This window comes from Bradyrhizobium sp. BR 10261 (genome assembly GCF_019455395.1).
Taxonomy (GTDB): Bacteria; Pseudomonadota; Alphaproteobacteria; order Rhizobiales; family Xanthobacteraceae; genus Bradyrhizobium; species Bradyrhizobium manausense.
The window spans coordinates 105,676-123,955 of record NZ_JACOFQ010000019.1; the positions used below are offsets into that span (position 1 = coordinate 105,676).

The 18,280-nt window shown below is 62.9% G+C and carries 19 protein-coding genes; all 19 read left to right on the forward strand.

Annotated features, from left to right (window positions below; genetic code table 11):
- The first annotated feature begins 3 nt into the window (after positions 1-3).
- The 19 genes from accC (at position 4) to HYH07_RS22390 (ending at position 18,262) form a co-directional block, all read left to right on the forward strand.
- Entirely contained in the window at positions 4-1,356 is a 1,353-nt protein-coding gene (gene accC / locus HYH07_RS22300; RefSeq protein WP_220004516.1) for an acetyl-CoA carboxylase biotin carboxylase subunit, read from the forward strand.
- Positions 1,353-2,012, forward strand: a complete 660-nt coding sequence (gene pxpB, locus HYH07_RS22305) for a 5-oxoprolinase subunit PxpB (RefSeq protein ID WP_220004517.1) — start codon at positions 1,353-1,355, stop codon at positions 2,010-2,012. The genes accC and pxpB overlap by 4 nt, the downstream gene beginning before the upstream one ends.
- Complete coding sequence (locus HYH07_RS22310; protein ID WP_220004518.1) at positions 2,009-2,995, forward strand: biotin-dependent carboxyltransferase family protein; 987 nt, start codon at positions 2,009-2,011, stop codon at positions 2,993-2,995. The genes pxpB and HYH07_RS22310 overlap by 4 nt, the downstream gene beginning before the upstream one ends.
- A complete protein-coding gene (locus HYH07_RS22315; protein WP_220004519.1) occupies positions 2,992-3,411 on the forward strand; it encodes a hypothetical protein in 420 nt (139 codons plus the stop codon). The genes HYH07_RS22310 and HYH07_RS22315 overlap by 4 nt, the downstream gene beginning before the upstream one ends.
- The gene (locus tag HYH07_RS22320; RefSeq protein WP_220004520.1) at positions 3,408-4,196 is read left to right on the forward strand and encodes a LamB/YcsF family protein; all 789 of its coding nucleotides are present in this window, start codon (positions 3,408-3,410) and stop codon (positions 4,194-4,196) included. Before HYH07_RS22315 ends, HYH07_RS22320 begins: the two co-directional genes overlap by 4 nt.
- A gap of 89 nt (positions 4,197-4,285) precedes the next feature.
- Positions 4,286-5,053 carry an SDR family oxidoreductase gene (locus HYH07_RS22325; RefSeq protein WP_220004521.1) on the forward strand — a complete coding sequence of 256 codons (768 nt, stop codon included), beginning with the start codon at positions 4,286-4,288 and terminating at the stop codon, positions 5,051-5,053.
- A gap of 14 nt (positions 5,054-5,067) precedes the next feature.
- Positions 5,068-5,769: an amino acid ABC transporter permease gene (locus HYH07_RS22330; RefSeq protein WP_220004522.1), complete on the forward strand. Its 702-nt coding sequence runs from the start codon at positions 5,068-5,070 to the stop codon at positions 5,767-5,769.
- Positions 5,770-5,771: 2 nt separating this feature from the next.
- Positions 5,772-6,530 (forward strand): amino acid ABC transporter permease, encoded by a 759-nt coding sequence (locus HYH07_RS22335; RefSeq protein ID WP_228749701.1) that lies wholly within the window; start codon positions 5,772-5,774, stop codon positions 6,528-6,530.
- Complete coding sequence (locus HYH07_RS22340) at positions 6,527-7,303, forward strand: amino acid ABC transporter ATP-binding protein (protein ID WP_409363905.1); 777 nt, start codon at positions 6,527-6,529, stop codon at positions 7,301-7,303. Before HYH07_RS22335 ends, HYH07_RS22340 begins: the two co-directional genes overlap by 4 nt.
- Positions 7,304-7,342: 39 nt before the next feature.
- A complete protein-coding gene (locus HYH07_RS22345) occupies positions 7,343-8,188 on the forward strand; it encodes an ABC transporter substrate-binding protein (RefSeq protein WP_220004524.1) in 846 nt (281 codons plus the stop codon).
- 705 nt (positions 8,189-8,893) lie between these two features.
- Positions 8,894-10,180: a 3-oxo-tetronate kinase gene (gene otnK, locus HYH07_RS22350; RefSeq protein WP_228749702.1), complete on the forward strand. Its 1,287-nt coding sequence runs from the start codon at positions 8,894-8,896 to the stop codon at positions 10,178-10,180.
- The gene (locus HYH07_RS22355; RefSeq protein WP_220004525.1) at positions 10,177-10,824 is read left to right on the forward strand and encodes a class II aldolase/adducin family protein; all 648 of its coding nucleotides are present in this window, start codon (positions 10,177-10,179) and stop codon (positions 10,822-10,824) included. Before otnK ends, HYH07_RS22355 begins: the two co-directional genes overlap by 4 nt.
- Complete coding sequence (locus HYH07_RS22360; RefSeq protein ID WP_228749703.1) at positions 10,790-11,626, forward strand: shikimate dehydrogenase; 837 nt, start codon at positions 10,790-10,792, stop codon at positions 11,624-11,626. The genes HYH07_RS22355 and HYH07_RS22360 overlap by 35 nt, the downstream gene beginning before the upstream one ends.
- A 109-nt stretch (positions 11,627-11,735) precedes the next feature.
- Positions 11,736-12,845 (forward strand): ABC transporter ATP-binding protein, encoded by a 1,110-nt coding sequence (locus HYH07_RS22365; RefSeq protein ID WP_220004544.1) that lies wholly within the window; start codon positions 11,736-11,738, stop codon positions 12,843-12,845.
- Positions 12,842-13,720, forward strand: a complete 879-nt coding sequence (locus HYH07_RS22370; RefSeq protein ID WP_228749704.1) for an ABC transporter permease — start codon at positions 12,842-12,844, stop codon at positions 13,718-13,720. Before HYH07_RS22365 ends, HYH07_RS22370 begins: the two co-directional genes overlap by 4 nt.
- The gene (locus HYH07_RS22375) at positions 13,717-14,511 is read left to right on the forward strand and encodes an ABC transporter permease (RefSeq protein ID WP_057751280.1); all 795 of its coding nucleotides are present in this window, start codon (positions 13,717-13,719) and stop codon (positions 14,509-14,511) included. Before HYH07_RS22370 ends, HYH07_RS22375 begins: the two co-directional genes overlap by 4 nt.
- 32 nt (positions 14,512-14,543) lie before the next feature.
- Positions 14,544-15,611, forward strand: coding sequence for an extracellular solute-binding protein (locus HYH07_RS22380; protein WP_228749705.1), 1,068 nt, complete (start codon positions 14,544-14,546; stop codon positions 15,609-15,611).
- A 76-nt stretch (positions 15,612-15,687) separates the two neighbouring features.
- Complete coding sequence (locus HYH07_RS22385; protein WP_228749706.1) at positions 15,688-16,011, forward strand: hypothetical protein; 324 nt, start codon at positions 15,688-15,690, stop codon at positions 16,009-16,011.
- Positions 16,001-18,262 (forward strand): LamG domain-containing protein, encoded by a 2,262-nt coding sequence (locus tag HYH07_RS22390; protein WP_220004527.1) that lies wholly within the window; start codon positions 16,001-16,003, stop codon positions 18,260-18,262. Before HYH07_RS22385 ends, HYH07_RS22390 begins: the two co-directional genes overlap by 11 nt.
- Positions 18,263-18,280 lie beyond the last annotated feature (18 nt).

Genomic DNA, 18,280 nt, shown 5'->3' on the forward strand with positions numbered 1-18,280 from the left:
CCCATGTTCAACTCGGTTCTCATCGCCAATCGGGGAGAGATCGCCCTGCGCATCCAGCGGACGTGCCGGCGTCTCGGGCTGCGAACGATCGTGGTCCATTCCGAGGCCGATCGGGAGGCACTGTATGTACGCCACGCCGACCAGGCGCTATGTATCGGGCCTGCCGCGGCAGCGCAGAGCTACCTGAACCAGAAGGCGATCTTGTTTGCGGCCGAGGTCAGCGGCGCCGAGGCGGTCCATCCCGGCTACGGATTTCTGTCCGAAAATGCCGGCTTTGCCGAACAGGTCGAGACCGCGGGCCTGACATTCGTCGGTCCGACCGCCGCGAGCATGCGTGTCATGGGTGACAAGATCGCCGCCAAGCGCGCCATGAGAACGGCAGGCGTTCCCTGCGTTCCCGGTCCCGATGCAGCCCTGACTGAGGATATCGATGTCGTGCGCGCGGCGGCGCGGGAGATCGGCTATCCCGTCATCCTGAAGTCTGCGGGTGGCGGAGGCGGTCGCGGCATGCGGGTGGTGGAGGCTGACGACGGCTTGCGCGACGCGCTGCTCCTGACCCGGGAAGAGGCGCGGCGGGCGTTCGGCAACAGCGAGATCTATGTCGAGAAATTCTTGGGCCGCCCGCGCCACGTCGAGATCCAGGTGATCGCCGATACCCACGGCGACGCGGTCTGGCTTGGCAGCCGCGATTGCTCGCTGCAGCGGCGGCATCAGAAGGTGATTGAGGAGGCGCCAGCTCCGCTAATCCGGGATGCGCTCGTCCGTGAAATCGGCGAGCGCTGCGCGGAGGCTTGCCGGCAGATCGGCTATCGCGGCGTCGGCACTTTCGAGTTTCTGGTCGAAGATGACGCATTCTACTTCATCGAGATGAATACGCGCCTCCAGGTCGAACATCCCGTGACCGAGATGACCACCGGGATCGATCTTGTCGAGGCTCAGATCCGTGTGGCGCAGGGTGAAAGGCTGCGGTTCAGGCAGGGTGACATCGCCTGTCACGGTCATGCCTTCGAGTGCCGCATCAACGCCGAAGATCCGGACAGCTTCGTGCCTTCACCCGGCGTGATTGACATCTGGCAGATGCCAGGCGGGCCTGGCGTGCGCATCGACAGTCACGCGAGTGGCGGTTACCGCGTGTCGTCGTATTACGACTCGCTACTCGGCAAGCTTATCGTCCACGGCGCGACGCGCGAGGAGGCGTTGGCGCGGTTGCGGGTGGCGCTCGACGAGGCTCGGATCGAAGGGATTGCAACGAACCTGCCGCTGCACCGGCGCCTCGTCGCCGATCCCGATTTTATCCGCGGTGGTGTTAGTATCCACCATCTCGAGGCGAAACTTCGCCGGAGTGGGCAGCCATGACGACGGATCGGCCGCGTACAAGCCTGCTCGGGACGACGGCCCTGCTGTTCGAGGCGCCCGGCGAGACCACGCTTGAAGCGCAGCGGCGGATCTGGGCCATGGCGCACGCGGCTGCCGGATTTCCCGGCGTGCGCGAGGCTGTGCCAGGCATGAACAACCTCATGTTGGTCTTTGTCGAGCCGCCGCGGCGGCCGGAAGAGATCGAACAAAGGCTTCTCGAACTCTGGAATGTCATCGCGCCGCTTCCGATCGTCGGGCGCTGCATCGACCTTCCTGTCGCCTATGGTGGCGAAGCTGGACCGCATATGGCCGACGTTATCGAGCACACCGGTATGAGTGTCGATGAGATTGTCGAACGCCACAGCGCGCCAACCTACATTGTGTTCGCGCTCGGAAGTCACCCCGGCTACTGCTACCTCGGTGGCATGGACGCGCGCATCGCGACGCCACGTCGCAAGGTACCGGTGCTGAAGATTCCGCGCGGAGCCGTGTCGATCGGCGGTAATCAGACCGGCGTGTCCGCTTCCGACGGACCCAGCGGATGGAACACGATCGGCAGCACGCAGGTCGCATTCTTCGATGTGAATCGCAGCCCGCCCGCGCTGCTTCAGCCAGGCGACAGCATCCGCTTCAGGGTTGCCCGGGTGCTGCGATGATCAAGATTTTGTCAGCAGGCGCGCTTGCGACGGTCCAGGATCTCGGCCGTACCGGTGGACTCAATCTCGGCGTCGGGACATCGGGCGCCATGGATCCGCTCGCGCTTGCGGCGGGCAACATCCTGCTGCGTAACGAGGAGAACGCCGCGGCCGTTGAGGTCCCGGTTTTTCCATTCAAGGTTCGTTTCGAGCGCTCGACTGTTTTTGCCGTCACCGGCGCCGATTGTGCGGGACGGCTTGATGGGGCGCCGGTGTTGCCGTGGTGGGCGCATCGCGCCGAAGTCGGGCAGGTGCTGTCGCTTTCGCTTCCCAAGCCGACGACATGGCGGGCGACCCGCGCCTATCTTTGCATTGCGGATGGCGTTGACGTGCCGGTCGTGCTCGGCTCGCACAGCACGCAGTTGAGAGGCGCGTTTGGTGGCCACGAGGGGCGGCCGCTCCGCGATGGCGACGAACTGCCGACCGGCCGTTCGAATGGCCGCGCCGTGCCCGGCTTCGGTCTGGTCCCGCCCGGGCTGGGGCTCCCGCTTGAGGCCGACGGCGTGCCCGCCGTTCGTGTGCTGCCGGCCGCCGAGTACGACTGCTTCACCAGACCATCGCAGGATGCATTGTGGTCGACGGCCTGGAAGATTACCGCGCAGAGCGACCGCTATGGCTACAGGCTCGCGGGCCGTGAGCTCAATCCGCTGCGTCCGCTGGAACTGCGCTCGCACGGCATCGTGCCCGGCGTCATTCAGGTGCCCCATGGCGGCCAGCCCATCATCCAGATGCGCGATGCTCAGCCCTCAGGCGGCTATCCCAAGATCGGTACGGTGATCGAGGCAGATCTCTGGCGTCTCGGCCAGGCGCCGATAGGGAGCAACGTTCGCTTCGTCCGCTGCAGCTGGGATGAAGCGCTGCGTGCCTCGGCGGATATCCGCCGCTGGCTTGCAAACGCCCGTCGTCTCGTCGAGCTTCAGTGCGGCGAGGGGGGAGGCAGATGAGCAATCCTCTCGATCACGTCGACCAGTTGAGCACCTGGCTCAAGGACGCCAATTTCGCGGTGCTCGAGCTGCGCGGTCCGAGCGCGAGGCTGCGCCTGGTGAACGATGGCGCATCGGTGCGCGTCGTCGAGGGCGAGGAATCGCCGTCCGTTGACGCGCCGTCGATGACCGTCTGCGCTCCATCGCCGGGCATCTTTCTCGATCGTCACCCGCTTCACGAGTGCGCAATCGCTTTGGTCGCCGCCGATGTGCAGGCTGGCGATCCTCTCGGATTCCTGCAAATCGGGCCGCTGCTCTTAGCCGTGCCCGCGCCCCGGGCAGGAACGCTGACCGATGTGTTGGTCGCGCACGGCACGATCGTCGGCTACGGCACCCCGCTGTTCGTACTACAGCCGATCGAAGGTGAGGCATCATGAAGATCGATCTCAACGCCGATATGGGCGAAGGTTTTGGTCCGTGGCCGATGGGCAACGACGAGGCGCTGCTCGACCTCGTGTCTTCGGCCAACGTCGCGTGCGGCTTTCATGCCGGCGATCCGCTGATCATGCAGCGCACGGCGCAGCGCGCCAAGACACGCGGCGTCGACCTTGGGGCTCATGTCGGCTTTCCGGACCGTCAGGGATTTGGCCGGCGCGTGATGCAGATCGACACCACCGAGCTCGCTGCCATGGTCACCTACCAGCTCGGCGCCCTCGACGGCATCGCGCGTGCCGTCGGGCATCGCGTCACGCATATGAGCTTTCACGGGGCGCTGGGCAACATGGCTGCTGCTGACGCCGATCTTGCCCGACCATTGGTTCGCGCGGTCGCGGCGTTCGATCCCAACCTCCTGATCGTTTCCTCCAGTAGCCGCGCGATCGAGAGTGCGGCCGCGCAGTGCGGTATCAGGGTCGCCACGACGTTGCTGGCTGATCGGGCCTATGACGACGAGGGCCTGCTGGTGTCTCGGGCAAAGCCGGGTGCGGTCATTCACGATGCCGGGGCGGTCGCCGAGCGCGTCGAGCGTCTGCTGCGCGACGGCGTGGTCATTACCGCCAGCGGAAAGGCACTCGCGATGCCGGTCAAATCGATCCTGCTGCATGGTGATACCCAGGGCGCCGTCGAACTGGCCCGAGGGATTCGCGCCTCGATCGAGGCTGCCGGCGGGGAGATCGTGCCGGTTTCCCGGCTTGTGGCGGGCTCCGGCGGAGCGGGTGGGTGATCATAAGGCGACCTTATCCCACCAAAGTTAATCCGTCTTGGCGGGGAAGTTACGCGATCGTCTAGCGTATTGGGAAGGTGAGAAACCAGATGCCATTCTCCGATTACAGGACTGCCCTCGTCACCGGCGCCTCGTCAGGAATCGGCCTGGCGGTCGTCGAGCGACTGGCGCGTGAGGGCCTGAAGGTTCATGCGCTCGCACGGAGCGAGGATGCGCTGAAGGCTTTGGCCGATCGCACCGGCTGCATCCCGCACGCGATGGATGTCAGGGATATTGCGGCTGTCACCAAGCTTGCTCGCAGCATCGAAGTCGACGTGCTCGTCAACAGCGCGGGTGTCGATCGGCCGAAGAAATTTCTTCAGGCGGATGCGGAAGACATCGATCTCCTGGTCGACGTCAACCTGCGCGCGATCCTGCATCTATGCCGCCTGCTCGTGCCGGGCATGGCTCAGCGAGATCGCGGTCACGTGGTGAACATCACCTCGATCGCCGGCGCTTACAACTTCGCAGGCAATTCGAGCTATCACGCGACCAAGGCGGCCGTCAGCATGCTGACCAGTCAGCTCAGGGTCGATTGCTTCGGCAGGCGCGTGCGTGTCACCGAGATATGCCCGGGGCGGGTTGCAACCGATATCTTCGCCCATGTCCACGGCGACAGCGCAGAAACGCGCGCGAACTTCATCGACGGCTTTGAACTGCCCGAGGCAAAGGACATTGCCGACGCGATCGCGTTTGCGATTGCGGCTCCGGTCGCGGTGAATGTGGGTTACATCGAAATCACACCGACCTTGCAGGTGCCGGGTGGCTTGTCGACCACTCGCCCCGGGGGCTCCTCAGAACCCTTTCTCCCGACCTAGATGAGGGGCGCGCGATGAAGGGTTTCGACCTCATGGCCGTCCTGCTCAATCCGGAGTTCAGCCGGATGCTGGTCCATGGGGTGAAGATGACCTTTATCATCTTCATTGGCTCATGGCTGCTGGCGATGAGCCTTGGAATGATCCTTCTCGCGGTCCGGATGCTGCCGAGCCGGATCGCCAGCGCTTTTGTCGCGATCTACGTCTCCTACCACCGCAACGTGCCGACGCTGGTGCAGCTCATGCTCTGGTATTTCGGCATTTCGAGCCTGCTGCCGGACTCGCTCCAGATGTGGCTCGGCGATCATAATGGGGAAGCGGTGTTCGCGGTCGTTGCTCTGGGGTTGTGCCAGGCTGCGTATTTCAGCGAAGATCAACGCTCCGGTCTGCGTGCCGTGCCGAGGGGGCAGTGGGAAGCCGCCCGTGCCTTGGGGCACAGCTACCTCGGAGCCATGGTCTACATCCTGCTGCCACAGGCCGTCCGCAACGCGATGCCGGCGCTGGTGAACCATACGGTTTCGCTGTTCAAGAACTCCAGCCTCGCGATGGCGATCGGCGTCGCCGAGCTGACCCACGCCGTCAAGGAGGTCGAGAACCAGAGTTTTCGTCCGTTCGAGACTTACCTGATTGCCACGATCGTTTACCTCGTCTGCTCGCTGCTCCTGATGTGGCTTGGTCACTATCTCGAGCAGCGCAGCCGCATGGCCGGAGCGGTCTGATCATGTCGCAGCCCCTGAGCATGATCGAGATCGTCAGGGAAAACTGGCTGTTGCTGCTTGTCGGCCAGTATCCGAACGGCCCGCTAGGCGGCATCGCGGCCACCCTTATCCTCTCCGTCCTCGGCATTGCCTTGGCCTTTCCGCTGAGCGTCGCGATGGCGCTGGCCAGCCTGTCGCCGTGGCGCGCATTGCGCTGGCCGGTCATGGCTCTGGTCTACGTCACGCGCGGCGTGCCGCTGCTGCTGATCATCCTGTGGGTCTATTTCGTGCTGCCGCTCTTGATCGGGCATAGCGTACCGGCGTTCGCGACCATGCTGGTCACGCTGGTCGGCTATGAAGCCGCATTCCTGAGCGAGATCGTGCGTGCCGGCATTCAGGCGCTGCCACAAGGTCAGATGGACGCCGCCCGGGCGCTCGGACACAGCCGTCTGGGCGCGATGCGCTACGTGATTCTGCCGCAGGCTCTGTTCAACATGATACCTAGCATCCTCAGCCAGTTCGTCTCCACCATCAAGGAGACCACGCTCGGCTACATCATCAACGTCCCGGAGCTCACCTTTGCAGCCGGCCAGATCAACAACCGCTTGCTGACCAAGCCGTTCGAAGTCTACTTCATCCTCGCCATCAGCTATTTCATCGTTTGCTGGACCTTGACGCAGGCCATCAACATGGTCGAGCGGCGGATTACCGCGCGCCGAACTACAAGTGTGCCCGCCGCGTCCACACTGCCCGCCACATCCGCAAGCGTATCAGGGGCATGACCATGACGCATGAAACTCCATCCCCAGATGCCGCTCCCATGATCCAGTTCGTCGCTGTCCACAAATTCTTTGGAGCGTTGGCCGCGCTGACGGATGTCAACGCCGAGGTCAAGAAAGGCGAGGTGGTGGTGGTCTGCGGGCCGTCCGGTTCGGGTAAGTCGACGCTCATCCGCACCGTCAACAGGCTCGAGGATATCCAGTCCGGCTCGGTGCTGTTCGAGGGCAAGGACGTGCACGCCAAGCTGCGGGGCTCGGCGCTGAACCACCTCCGGAGCCGTATCGGCTTCGTCTTTCAAAGCTTCAACCTGTTTCCGCACCTGAGCGCGCTCGACAACGTCATGCTATCGCCGATGAAGGTGAACGGCGTCAAGCGCAGTGACGCGCGCGAAACAGCCCTTCGGCTACTGGACCGCGTCGGCCTTTCGGCCAAGGCGCAGAACTACCCGGCGCAGCTGTCCGGCGGACAGCAGCAGCGCGTTGCAATCGCGCGAGCGCTCGCCATGGAGCCGCCGGCGATGCTGTTCGACGAGCCGACCAGCGCGCTCGATCCGGAGATGGTGGGCGAGGTGCTCTCGGTCATGCGCAGGCTCGCGCGTGATGGAATGACCATGATGTGCGTAACCCACGAGATGAATTTCGCGCGCGATGTCGCCGACCGCGTCTGGTTCATGGATGCCGGAAGGGTGCTCGAGACGGGAGCTCCGGGCGACTTCTTCCGCTCACCACAACATCCACGCGCGCAGCGGTTTCTGTCGGATTTACACAGCCGGTGACCGCACTGACTTGATGTCCCAACTTTGAGGAGAATGCGAATGTCTTTCAAGAACCGTTCAATCAGCCTGGTGGCCGCGATCACAGGCCTTGCCGGGATCGCGTCGGCGGCGTGCGCCGACCAGCTCTCGGAGATTACCCAGCGCAAGGAGCTGCGTTGCGGAACCTTCGCAGACGTGCCGCCGTTTGCGGCCCCGGATGCCAAGACGCGCGAGATGGTCGGCTTTGACGTCGACCTCTGCAAGGCCATCGCCCAACGCTGGGGCGTTGTCGCCAAGGTCACTCCGCTCTCGGTTGAGGCGCGCGTGCCCGAGGTCAAGCTCGGTCACGTCGACATCACGGTGGCGAACCTCGCCTACACGTTGGGCCGCGCCGAGCAGATCCAGTTTTCCGATCCGTATTATATTGCCAAAGAAATGCTGGCAGTGAAGGCGAGCGACCCCGGGACCGCTAAAGCCGACTTCAAAGGTAAGCGGCTGGCGTCGACTAAAGGCTCGACCTCGGAACTCGCGATCAAGATGAATGAATCCGACCCGTTGACTTTCGTCGATACTGGTTCTGCCTTCATGGCAGTTCAACAAAACAAGGCGGTCGGAATGGTGGCGAATACCATGACCATTACCAAGCTCGTGAACCAATCCAAGGAGGCCGGGCAGCCACTGAAGATGATCGAGGAGCCCATGGTCCTGCAGCCGATCGGCGTTGGCATGAAGAAGGACGAGCCGGCGCTGCTCGCGAAGATCAACGAGACCCTGCTCGCGATGGACCAGGCCGGCGAGATCAACCAACTCTGGGATAAGTGGCTCGGTCCGGGCACTGAGTTTAAAATGACGCGTACCGACAAGGTCGCGCCGCTCAGCCAGCTGAAGTTCACGCCGCTCCCATGAGCCGTGAAATGGCGGCATTCACATCGACCAAAGCGTCACTTTGCCGAGCTGAACGACCTGCAGTCTGCTCCTTCGCCGTTTCTGCGGCTAAGAGCAGACTCACGACTTTTGCGCGATAAGACAAACGGCGTTTCCGCTTCTTAATGTTTCCGCCCATCCGCTCTAGATTTTTAGGGGGCGGGTCATCGCGGCGCAGTTTAAGGCCGTTCTGAAACGCCATTCCGACAAGGGTAAAACCTGTTGGGGGTTCAATGCAGGATCGAAGAGAAGTTTGTCGGAATAGCTATTGATTTTACTAGGAAATCATACGCCTCTTAATCAGCGGGTCCCAGGTTCGAGCCCTGGTGCGCCCACCATCAAATCCCCCGACATCACAGTCGCTTAGGCAGGCCTCGTTCGTTGTTTTGGCCGTCGTGCGACACGTTGTGCGACAAAATCTGTCGCACGGCGTGCGACATTTCGAGCTATTTGCCTTTGTGCCAAGGCGCCTGCTGCGATCGTTCGCCTCGCGCCGCTCCTGCTGGATCTGCTCGTGACTGAGCTCGTCTTTCAACTCGTGCCGCGCCCCGTCGAGCAGGCCCAGAGCCTGACTGTGAAGCTGTCCTGACGGCGATCGTCGGCGGCCTGATCGGCGCGGTGTGGTTGCGAGTATTGCCAATATTTGATATATCATGTATCAGTCGACGGCAATCGCACGGGGCCTGCATGAGGACGCTCATCTTCGGAGTGGTGGCGGACGATCTGACGGGCGGCATGGAAACGGCCGCCATGCTGGTCGCTGCCGGGATTGAATGCGGATTTGTCACCGACCCCGCCCTCGTCGGCAGCTGCGGCGATGTGCCGGCTATCGTGATCGCGCAGAAGACGCGGGTGATCCCCGCGAGCGAGGCCGTCAGCATGACAGAGAAGGCGGCACGGGCGCTGCTTGCGCTGGACATCAGGCAAATCTTCTTCAAATATTGTGCGACGTTCGATTCCACCGACCAGGGCAATATCGGCCCGGTCGCCGACCTGCTGATGCAGCTGACCGGCGCCGAATACACTGCCTTTTGCCCGGCTTCTCCCGCCCTTCGAAGGACCGTCTATAACGGCCATCTCTTTCTCGGGACCGAGCTGATCTCGGACTCGCCGAAGCGCCATGATCCGCTGACGCCGATGACCGATTCCGATCTGGTTCGGGTTCTACAGCGTCAAACGCGGGCCAAGGTTGGCCTTTTGGCGCATGCGCTGGTCAGTGCCGGCGCGGAGGCGGCCGGACGCGCGATCGCGGAAGCGGCGGCTCGCGGTATCCGCTACTTCATAACAGACGCGATCTACGATCGGGATCTCGATACGCTTGCCGCGCTCACCTGCGATTGGAAGCTGATGACGGGCAATGCGACCATCGTCCAGCACTATCCGGACATCTGGAGGGCGCGGGGGCTCATCGGCGCCACCAGGAGACCGCCCTGCCTGCGCGCGGTTGGCGGCGGCGGCGTGGTTCTCGCCGGGAGTTGCGCCGAGCGGACGTTGGAGCAACTCGCCGAATTCGAGAAGCGTCATCCCGTGCTCCGCATCGATCTCCTGAATGCCGGGGATGTGGTGGCGACGGTTGGCGATGCGCTCGACTGGGCACGACCACGGCTGCGTCACGGTCCTGTCGGTTTCGCCACTTCGGGCGCGCCCGAGGCCGTCAAGATGGCTCAGGAGCGATACGGCCGTGAAGGCGCGGCGCAGCTCGCCGAAGCCATACTTGGCCGGCTCGCTGTCTCTCTTCGCAGTGTCGGCGTGCGGCGCTTCGTCGTGGCCGGTGGCGAGACGTCTGGTGCGATCGTCGAGCACCTCGGCATCAGACGTTTGCGGGTCGGTCCTTATGGTGGACCGGGCATCGGCACTGCGGTGACCGAAGACGAGGATCCGGTGGCCCTTTGTCTCAAGTCTGGCAAGCTGGGCCCCGTCGATCTGTTCGCGACCACGCTTGACGTGATGCTGAATCCTGGGAGAGCCAATTGAACGAGCGCGAACTCAGACAATCCGTGCTGGATATTGTGGCGCGCCTGGAGGCTAAGGGATTCAACCACGGCAGCAGCGGAAATGTCAGCTGTCGTATCGGAGACGACGTTCTCATCACGCCGACCGGCGGCAATAGCAGCAACACGACGATTGACGATCTCGTCCATCTGAAGCGCGACGGAACGGTGGTCGGCGGCGGCTTGCCCTCCAGTGAATGGCACATGCATCTGGCGATCATGAACGCCTATCCGCATGTGAACGCGGTGGTCCACACCCATGCCGACTGCTGCGTCGCGCTGTCCTGCCTCGCAAAGCCAATTCCGTCATTCCACTACATGATCGCCAGCTTTGGCGGAAACGACGTGCCTTGTGCGCCCTACGCCACATTCGGCACCAGGGCTCTCGCCGATGGCGCCGTCGCGGCGCTGAAACAGCGCAAGGCCTGCCTGCTCGCGAACCACGGCATGATTGCCGTCGGCAAAGACCTGCAGGCGGCCTTCGACCTCACCGTGAAGCTCGAAACCCTTGCCCGGCAGTATCTGCTCGCCTGTCAGGCCGGCGCGCCTGCGATCCTTGCCGACGACGAGATGGCAAGGGTGGTCGAGCGCTATGGCAACTACGGCCGCGCTGTTCTTCCGGCCTGAGAAGGACAGCTCCATGGAAATCACCGGCAAGACCAAGATCATGTTCGTGCTCGCCGACCCGATCGATCATGTGCGGGCGAGTGCGGTCATGAATGCCTATTTCGCATCGATCGGCGACGACCTCGCGGTGTCGCCGATCCATGTCGTCCCAGGCGATCTCGGCCGCGTCGTTGCAACCATCAGGCTCATGCGCAACGTCTACGGCTTCGGCGTCACGATCCCGCACAAGACCTGCGTGATCGAGCATCTGGATGAGATCACGCCGACGGCACGGCTCATCGGCGCGGTCAATTTCGTCAAGCGGACGGTCGAAGGGCGCCTTGTTGGTGACAATCTCGATGCGCGGGGATTCATGGCTGGCCTCGCTCAGCATGACGTTGCGGTTCGCGATCGGAAGGTGCTCCAGGTCGGTGCTGGTGGTGCAGGACGCGCAACCGCATTTGGCCTGGCGGAGGCCGGCGCGCGCGAAATCACGATCATGAACCGGAATGAGGAGAAGGCTCGCGCGCTTGCGGCTGCCGTGGCTGCGCATTATCCGGCAACGAAGGTCAGCGCCGGCCGTGCGGACGCGCGCACCTTCGATCTCATCGTCAATACGACGTCGCTCGGCATGAAACCGGATGATCCGCTCCCACTGGACATCGAAGGCGTGGGTCCTGGCGCCACCGTCAGCGACATCATCGTCAATCCTGCAGTTACGCGGCTCCTCGCAAGGGCCGCTGCGCAGGGCGCAAGGGCCGTCGGCGGAAAGCCCATGCTCGATGCGCAGATGGCCCTTGTCGCGCGGTTGCTTGCGCGATAGCCTGATATATCAAATATTATATCCAACCGGGGGCCCGACTGAGGATTGGAGTGCAAGGGCTGCCGCCCTGCATAGAAGGCAAACGGAAGGGACGTGAGACTCCGTGAATATTGCATCAGCAACACAATCGGCGTCGGGCGCATCGATCCGCATCAGTCGCCTCGAGAAGCGTTTCGGCGCCGTGTCCGCCGTCGATGGCGTCGATATCGATATTGCTGCCGGTGAATTTATCGCGCTGCTCGGACCAAGCGGCTCCGGGAAAACCACGATCCTGATGAGCGTTGCCGGATTCGAATTCCCGACCAGCGGCAGCATTCACGTCGATTCCGAAGACCTGACCTATGTCCCTTCGAACCGGCGAAACCTGGGAATGGTGTTCCAGAACTACACGCTGTTCCCCCACATGTCGATTCTCGACAATGTCGCCTTTCCCTTGAAGATGCGCGGTCTGCCCACGGTTGAACGCCATACGCGCGCCGAAGCCGCGCTCGCGACCGTGCGTCTGGCTGGCTATGGCCATCGTCGTCCGAATGAGCTGTCCGGCGGCCAACAGCAACGCGTGGCGCTGGCGCGCGCGATCGTCTATCAGCCGCGCGTCCTGTTGATGGATGAGCCGCTCAGTGCGCTCGACAAGAACCTGCGCGAAGACATGCAGCTCGAGATCAAGCGACTGCATGCCGAGCTTGGCATCACCGTCATCTTCGTTACCCACGACCAAAGCGAGGCGCTGACCATGGCCGACCGGATCGCTGTCCTGAAGGATGGCAAGATCCAGCAGATCGGGCCGGCGCGCCAGCTTTATGAAAGGCCCACGAATCTCTTCACCGCCGGCTTCATCGGCGAGATGAATTTCGTCGATGTCACCGTCGAAAGCGTCGGCGACAACGTCTCGGTGGCACTGCCATGGGGTGAAACATGGCGCTTGCCGGCCACGGCGGCCGTCGATCGGGTTGCAGCCGGCGAAGCAGCGTTGCTGGCCGTGAGGCCCGAGCGGCTGCAACTTGGCGCCGGTTCCGGCGGCCAAGTCATCACTGTGACGCTGAGCGACATTGTCTATGCCGGGGCGGCGCTGCTTTTGATCGGTCGTCTGCCTGACGGCACCGAGATGCGCGCGCGAATTCCTGGCGCCTCGCAGCTCAGCGCCTTGGCCCCGGGCGACGTCGCGTCCTTTACCGTCCCCGTGGAGGCAATGCTGCTTTACCGATGGAGCCGGCGATGACGGAGGCGCGGCGATCGCATTTCTGGCATTCAGACGGTCGCCGGCTCAGCGGCCTGTCGACGCTGCTGCTGCTCCTGCCATTCTTCGCCATCGTCGCCTTCGTCTTCGTCTATCCGATCCTGCAGCTCCTGGTGATCAGTATCCTCGAGCCGCATCCGACCTTGGAGAACTACGCGCGCGTCGTTGAAAATCCGGTTCACATGCGCGTCCTGATGCGCACGCTCTGGACCGCGACGCTGGTGACGGCCTTGTCGGTGGTTCTCGGCTTCCCGGTGGCCTATTACATGAGTCGGGCGAAGGGGACGGTCGCGGCGCTTGTTGCGGTCTGTGTCATCCTGCCGCTCTGGTCGAGCGTCCTCGTACGCACCGCCGCCTGGTCCTTTCTGTTCCAGCGCAACGGACTGATCAATTCGGCGTTGATGGCTCTCGGTCTAACCTCTCAGCCGTTCAAGCTGCTTTATACCCAGAGCGCGGTGGTCATCGCCATGACCCATGTGCTCTTGCCGTTCATGATCCTGCCGGTCTACGGCGCATTGCGCAGCATTCCTGACGACTATGGGCGTGCGGCCGCCGTGCTCGGCGCGACGCGTCTGCGGACCTTTCTGGAAGTCATCCTTCCCTTGAGCCTGCCGGGCGTCGTCTCCGGCTCGCTGCTGGTGTTCCTCACTGCGCTCGGCTTCTTCATTACGCCCGCGCTGCTCGGCTCGCCGCAGGAGATGATGATCTCGACGCTCGTTTCGAAACAGATCCGTGAGGTGCTCGATTGGCCGTTCGCTGCGGCTCTGGTCGGGGTGCTGACCGTATTCGTCACGTTGCTGGCGATCATCTTCAGCAAGACGCTCCGGTTCGACCGTCTGATGGGGAATGCCTCGTGAAGCCGCCTGCTGACCGCGGATCGCTCGCGCTGGGGGCCTATGTCTATGCCGTGCTGGCCTTCATTATCGTGCCGCTAGTTATCGTCATTCCGATGTCGTTCAGCCAGAATGATTATCTGGCATTTCCGCCGTCCGGCTTCACGCTGAAATGGTACTCGGAATATTTCGACAGCAGGCAATGGCGTGCCGCGACCTGGCTCAGCGTGCAGGTGGCCTTGCTAACTGCCCTTTGCGCGTCGGTCATCGGCACGGCCGCGACCTATGCCATGATCCGCGGCCGTAGCCGGCTGGTCACGGCTTTCCAGATCCTCCTGATCGGGCCTATCATCGTGCCGCATATCGCGCTTGCCGTCGGCCTCTATCTGTTTTTTCAGACGATCGGTCTCTCCGGCACCATTCCCGGCTTCGTGCTGGCGCATACGGTGCTCACCCTGCCGTTCGTCGTGTTCACGATGGCCGCGGCCTTGGCAAAGGTCGATGCCAATCTGGAGGCGGCGGCCATGAGCTGCGGCGCGACACGCTTCCAGGCCTTCCGCCTGGTCACGTTGCCACTCGTCCTGCCCAGCCTTGCCAGCAGCGCGCTGTTTGCCTTCATCATCTCCTTCGACGAACCGGTGGTGTCGTTCTTTTTGTCCGGTGTGCGCCAGAAGACGCTGCCGCGCCGAATGTTCGAAGACATCGAGCAGAACCTGACGCCGGTGATTCCCGCGATCGCGACACTGCTGATCGTCTTGTCCATTTTGATTCTGCTGGGGGCCCATGTCCTCAGATCCCGCAGCGTCACCCGGTAGCGTCAGGTGAGAAGCCAGAGAGGAGACCATCGATGTTGAGAACAGGTTGGATGTGGAAGTCGGCAGCTTTCGTGCTTGCTTTGGCTCTTTCCGGAGCGTTGCCGGCCGCGGCTGAAAAGCTGGAAGACCAGTTGGTGATTGCCACGACCGGTGGTCTGATGGGCAACACCCTCGCGAAATATTTCTACGATCCCTTCAACAAGGCCAAGAATGTCGAGATCGTCCCGGTCGCAATCGAGGTCCCGGACCAGTGGGCGCGCGCCAAGGCGATGCAGCGAACCGGCAAGGTGGAGTTCGACATCGTCACGGCAACAGGTCCCGATCTGGTGGGGCGCACCGACCTGCTCGAGAAGATCGACTGTGCGAAATTGCCGAGCGTCCAGAAGTTCGGTGTCTCCGACGCCTGTCAGCCCTACGGTGTCGCCCGCACGACCGGCGGCATGCTGATCACCTACAATACCGAGACGTTCAGGGACAAGGCGCCCAGGACATGGGCGGACTTCTGGGACGTCAAGCAGTTTCCCGGGCCGCGAGGACTGCCCGATACCGGCGACAGCGATTGGTGGGTTCCGGTCGCCGCGCTGCTCGCCGACGGCGTCAAGCCGGAGCAGCTTTTCCCGCTGGACATCGGTCGCGCCTACAAGAAGCTGGACGAGATCCGTCCCAATGTCGCGGTATGGTGGAAGACGGGCGATCAGGTGCAACAGATCATGCGCAGCCGCGAGGTCGTCATGGCCATGAGCTACTCAGGCCGCGCGCTTGCCGTCGTGAAGGAGGGCGTACCGGTCGCCATGTCCTGGGACCAGGCCATTCGCGACACCGGTTACATGGCTGTTCTCAAGGGGGCGCCCGACCTCAATGCGGCCATGGCGTATCTCGATTTCTTCTATGCGAGCTCCGATGCGCATGTGCCGTTCATGCGCGCCGTCAACTATGCGACGGCCAGCAAATCGGCCATCGAGCTGCTGAAGCCGGAGGAGCGCAATCTCTACGCGACTTCGCCGGAGAATTACGAAAAGCTGGTCAAGCCCGATTTCGCCTGGATCGGCGAACATCGTAACGAGCTGCGGGAGCGGTGGATGGCCTGGCTGACCCGCTGACCCGCGGCAGCCGCCTCCGCTATTCGCCTTTGCAAGATGAGGATGTACGATGGATCACACCAGTGACCCCGGTGCGATGCGCTACGTGATCGATCCCGGACGGCTCGATCTCGTCGAGGAGTTCCGCGCAAGTCCACTCGGCGTACATAGCCCGGAACTTCGCAAGCTGTTGGCGCGGATGCGATGGGGTAGGCCGGAAGGGCGACTGGTCCTGATCGTGCTCGAACCCGGCAAGGCCTGGCGGCTATCACGCATCCCCGAGCGTCGAGGCGATCCGATGCCTTTCGTCGATGATCGCGTTTTCACCTCTCTCGCTGAAGCGGAGTGGCATGTCTTCAAGCTGCGTTGGCAGGACATGACGGGCACGACGCTGCCTGCGGAGGTTTTCGGTGATCTATAGGACCAACGAGTATCTCGGCTATCCGGATCGCATCAGCGTCCCTGCCGGCGAGGCCGTGAGCTTCCAACTGAGCAGCAAGCGACCGAGCGTCAAGATCGAGGTGCTCAGACTGCGCTGCGGCGATGTCGATGCCAACGGACCGGGCTTCAAATATGAGGTGATGACGAGCCCCATTGACGGTGAGCATGCCTGCCTCGACCAACCGATCCGCCCGGGATCCAACGCTGTCATTGACCACGGTGGCGCGCTGGTCCCGACCGGCGGGCACTGGTGTTTCGGAGCCTACGTGTATCCGACGCGGATCGTGGATAATGCCAAAGCCGTGATGGGAAATTGGTGCGAGCGCTCGGCGCGCGGCTATGCGCTCGAGCTCGACGAGGAGGGGCATCCGGTCCTGGTGCTGGGCCAAGCGAGCGGTACGCCAGCCCGCTTTGCCCTCGACGTCAAGCTGCGCCCGCGCGACTGGGCATTCGTATCGTGCGCGCTTGATCTTGCCCAAGGATCGGCCTCCGTGTCGCTGATCGTTCCGGCAGACGGCGTTCGGCCGGCGGCCGCCTATTCGAAATCGTTCGCTCTGCCGCACGTGCCTGCATTCGACTCCGGACTGCCGTTCCTGATCGCGGCCCACCATCTGAACGGCGATCGCCAATATACCTCGCACTTCGACGGCAAGATCGAGGCGCCTCGTGTCTTTTCGCGTCCGCTGGACGCAGAGGCGCTGCGTGTCTTCGACGGCCGGCAGCGGACGGGAGCAAGTGATGTCGGGCTTGCCGCCTTCTGGGACTTCTCGAATGGAATCTCGTCAACGTCCATCAGGGATCTTTCGCCGAACGGCCTGCACGGCAACCTCCGCCAGTTACCGCGCAGGGGCGTGACAGGCTTTCACTGGTCTGGATCCGTCCACGACTGGCGGATGTCGCCGCAGGAATATGCGGCGATTCATTTCCACAGCGACGACATCTACGATTGCGAGTGGCAGACCACTTGCACGCTCGATGTGCCGGCCCATTGGCGGTCAGGCGTCTACGCGCTCCGGCTGACCCCGGGGGGCGACGATCCTGACCGGGACTGCGAGAGCTACGTCACCTTCTTCGTGACGCCAGGCAAGACGTCGCGGCGCGCAGATCTCGTCGTGGTCGCTTCGGTCGCGACTTATCTCGCCTATGCCAACAGCGCGTTGCGTCTCTATCAAGTCCACTTCGAGACGCTGATGGAGCATGTTCTGTGGTTGCCGCAAGATGACGTCTTCATGCAGGAGAACCCGGAGATCGGCCAGTCGACCTATGATTGCCATGTCGACGGCTCGGGGCGAGCGTACAGCTCCTGGCTGCGACCCATCCTGAACATGCGCCCGCGCGGCTACTGGTTCAATTTGATCAACGACACCCACATCCTCGACTGGCTCGAGGAGAAAGGCATCGCCTACGACCTGATCACGGATGTCGAGCTTGACCGGGAAGGCGCGCGTGCACTTGCGCCTTACCGGGTCATGATGACGCCGACCCATCCCGAGTACTATAGCCTCAATATGATGAACGCGATCATGGCGTATCAGAACGCCGGCGGACGGCACATCTCGATGGGAGGCAATGCATTCTACTGGCGCTGCGGCTTTCATCCGGCCGCGCCCGCCGCGCTCGAGGTTCGCCGCGGCATGGCCGGAACCCGCACTTGGGAATCGGAGCCGGGCGAAGTTCATCTTGCCGGCACCGGCGAGCCGGGCTCACTGTGGCGGCATTCGGGCTTTGCGCCGCAAAAGCTCGTCGGCGTCGGGTTCTCGGCCATGATCAACGATACCTGCGGCTACTATCTGCGCACGGCTGAAAGCGAGGATACGCGTGTCGCGTTCATCTTCGAGGGCACAGGCCGTCACGACAAGTTCGGTGATTTTGGATTTCGCTACAACGGCGCCGTCGGCAGCGAAATCGACCGCTACGATCTCGAGCTCGGAACTCCGCCGCATGCGTTGCGGATCGCGACGTCGGAAGGATTGGGCGCGGGCGCGCTGCCGACGCCCGAGGAATTTCGCACCGTGGTCGATGGTCTCGACGGCACGCAAAATGCCCTGGTGCGCGCCGACATGGTGTTCTTCGAGACCGCCCACGGTGGCGGGGTCTTTGCGACGGGATCGATCACCTACGGCATGTCGTTGGGCCACAACAACTATGACAACAACATCAGCACCATCACCCTGAACGTCGTGAACCGGTTTCTCGATCCACGGCCTTTCATCATGCCTGCCAGAGCCTAGCAGGCTGACTGGACTTCG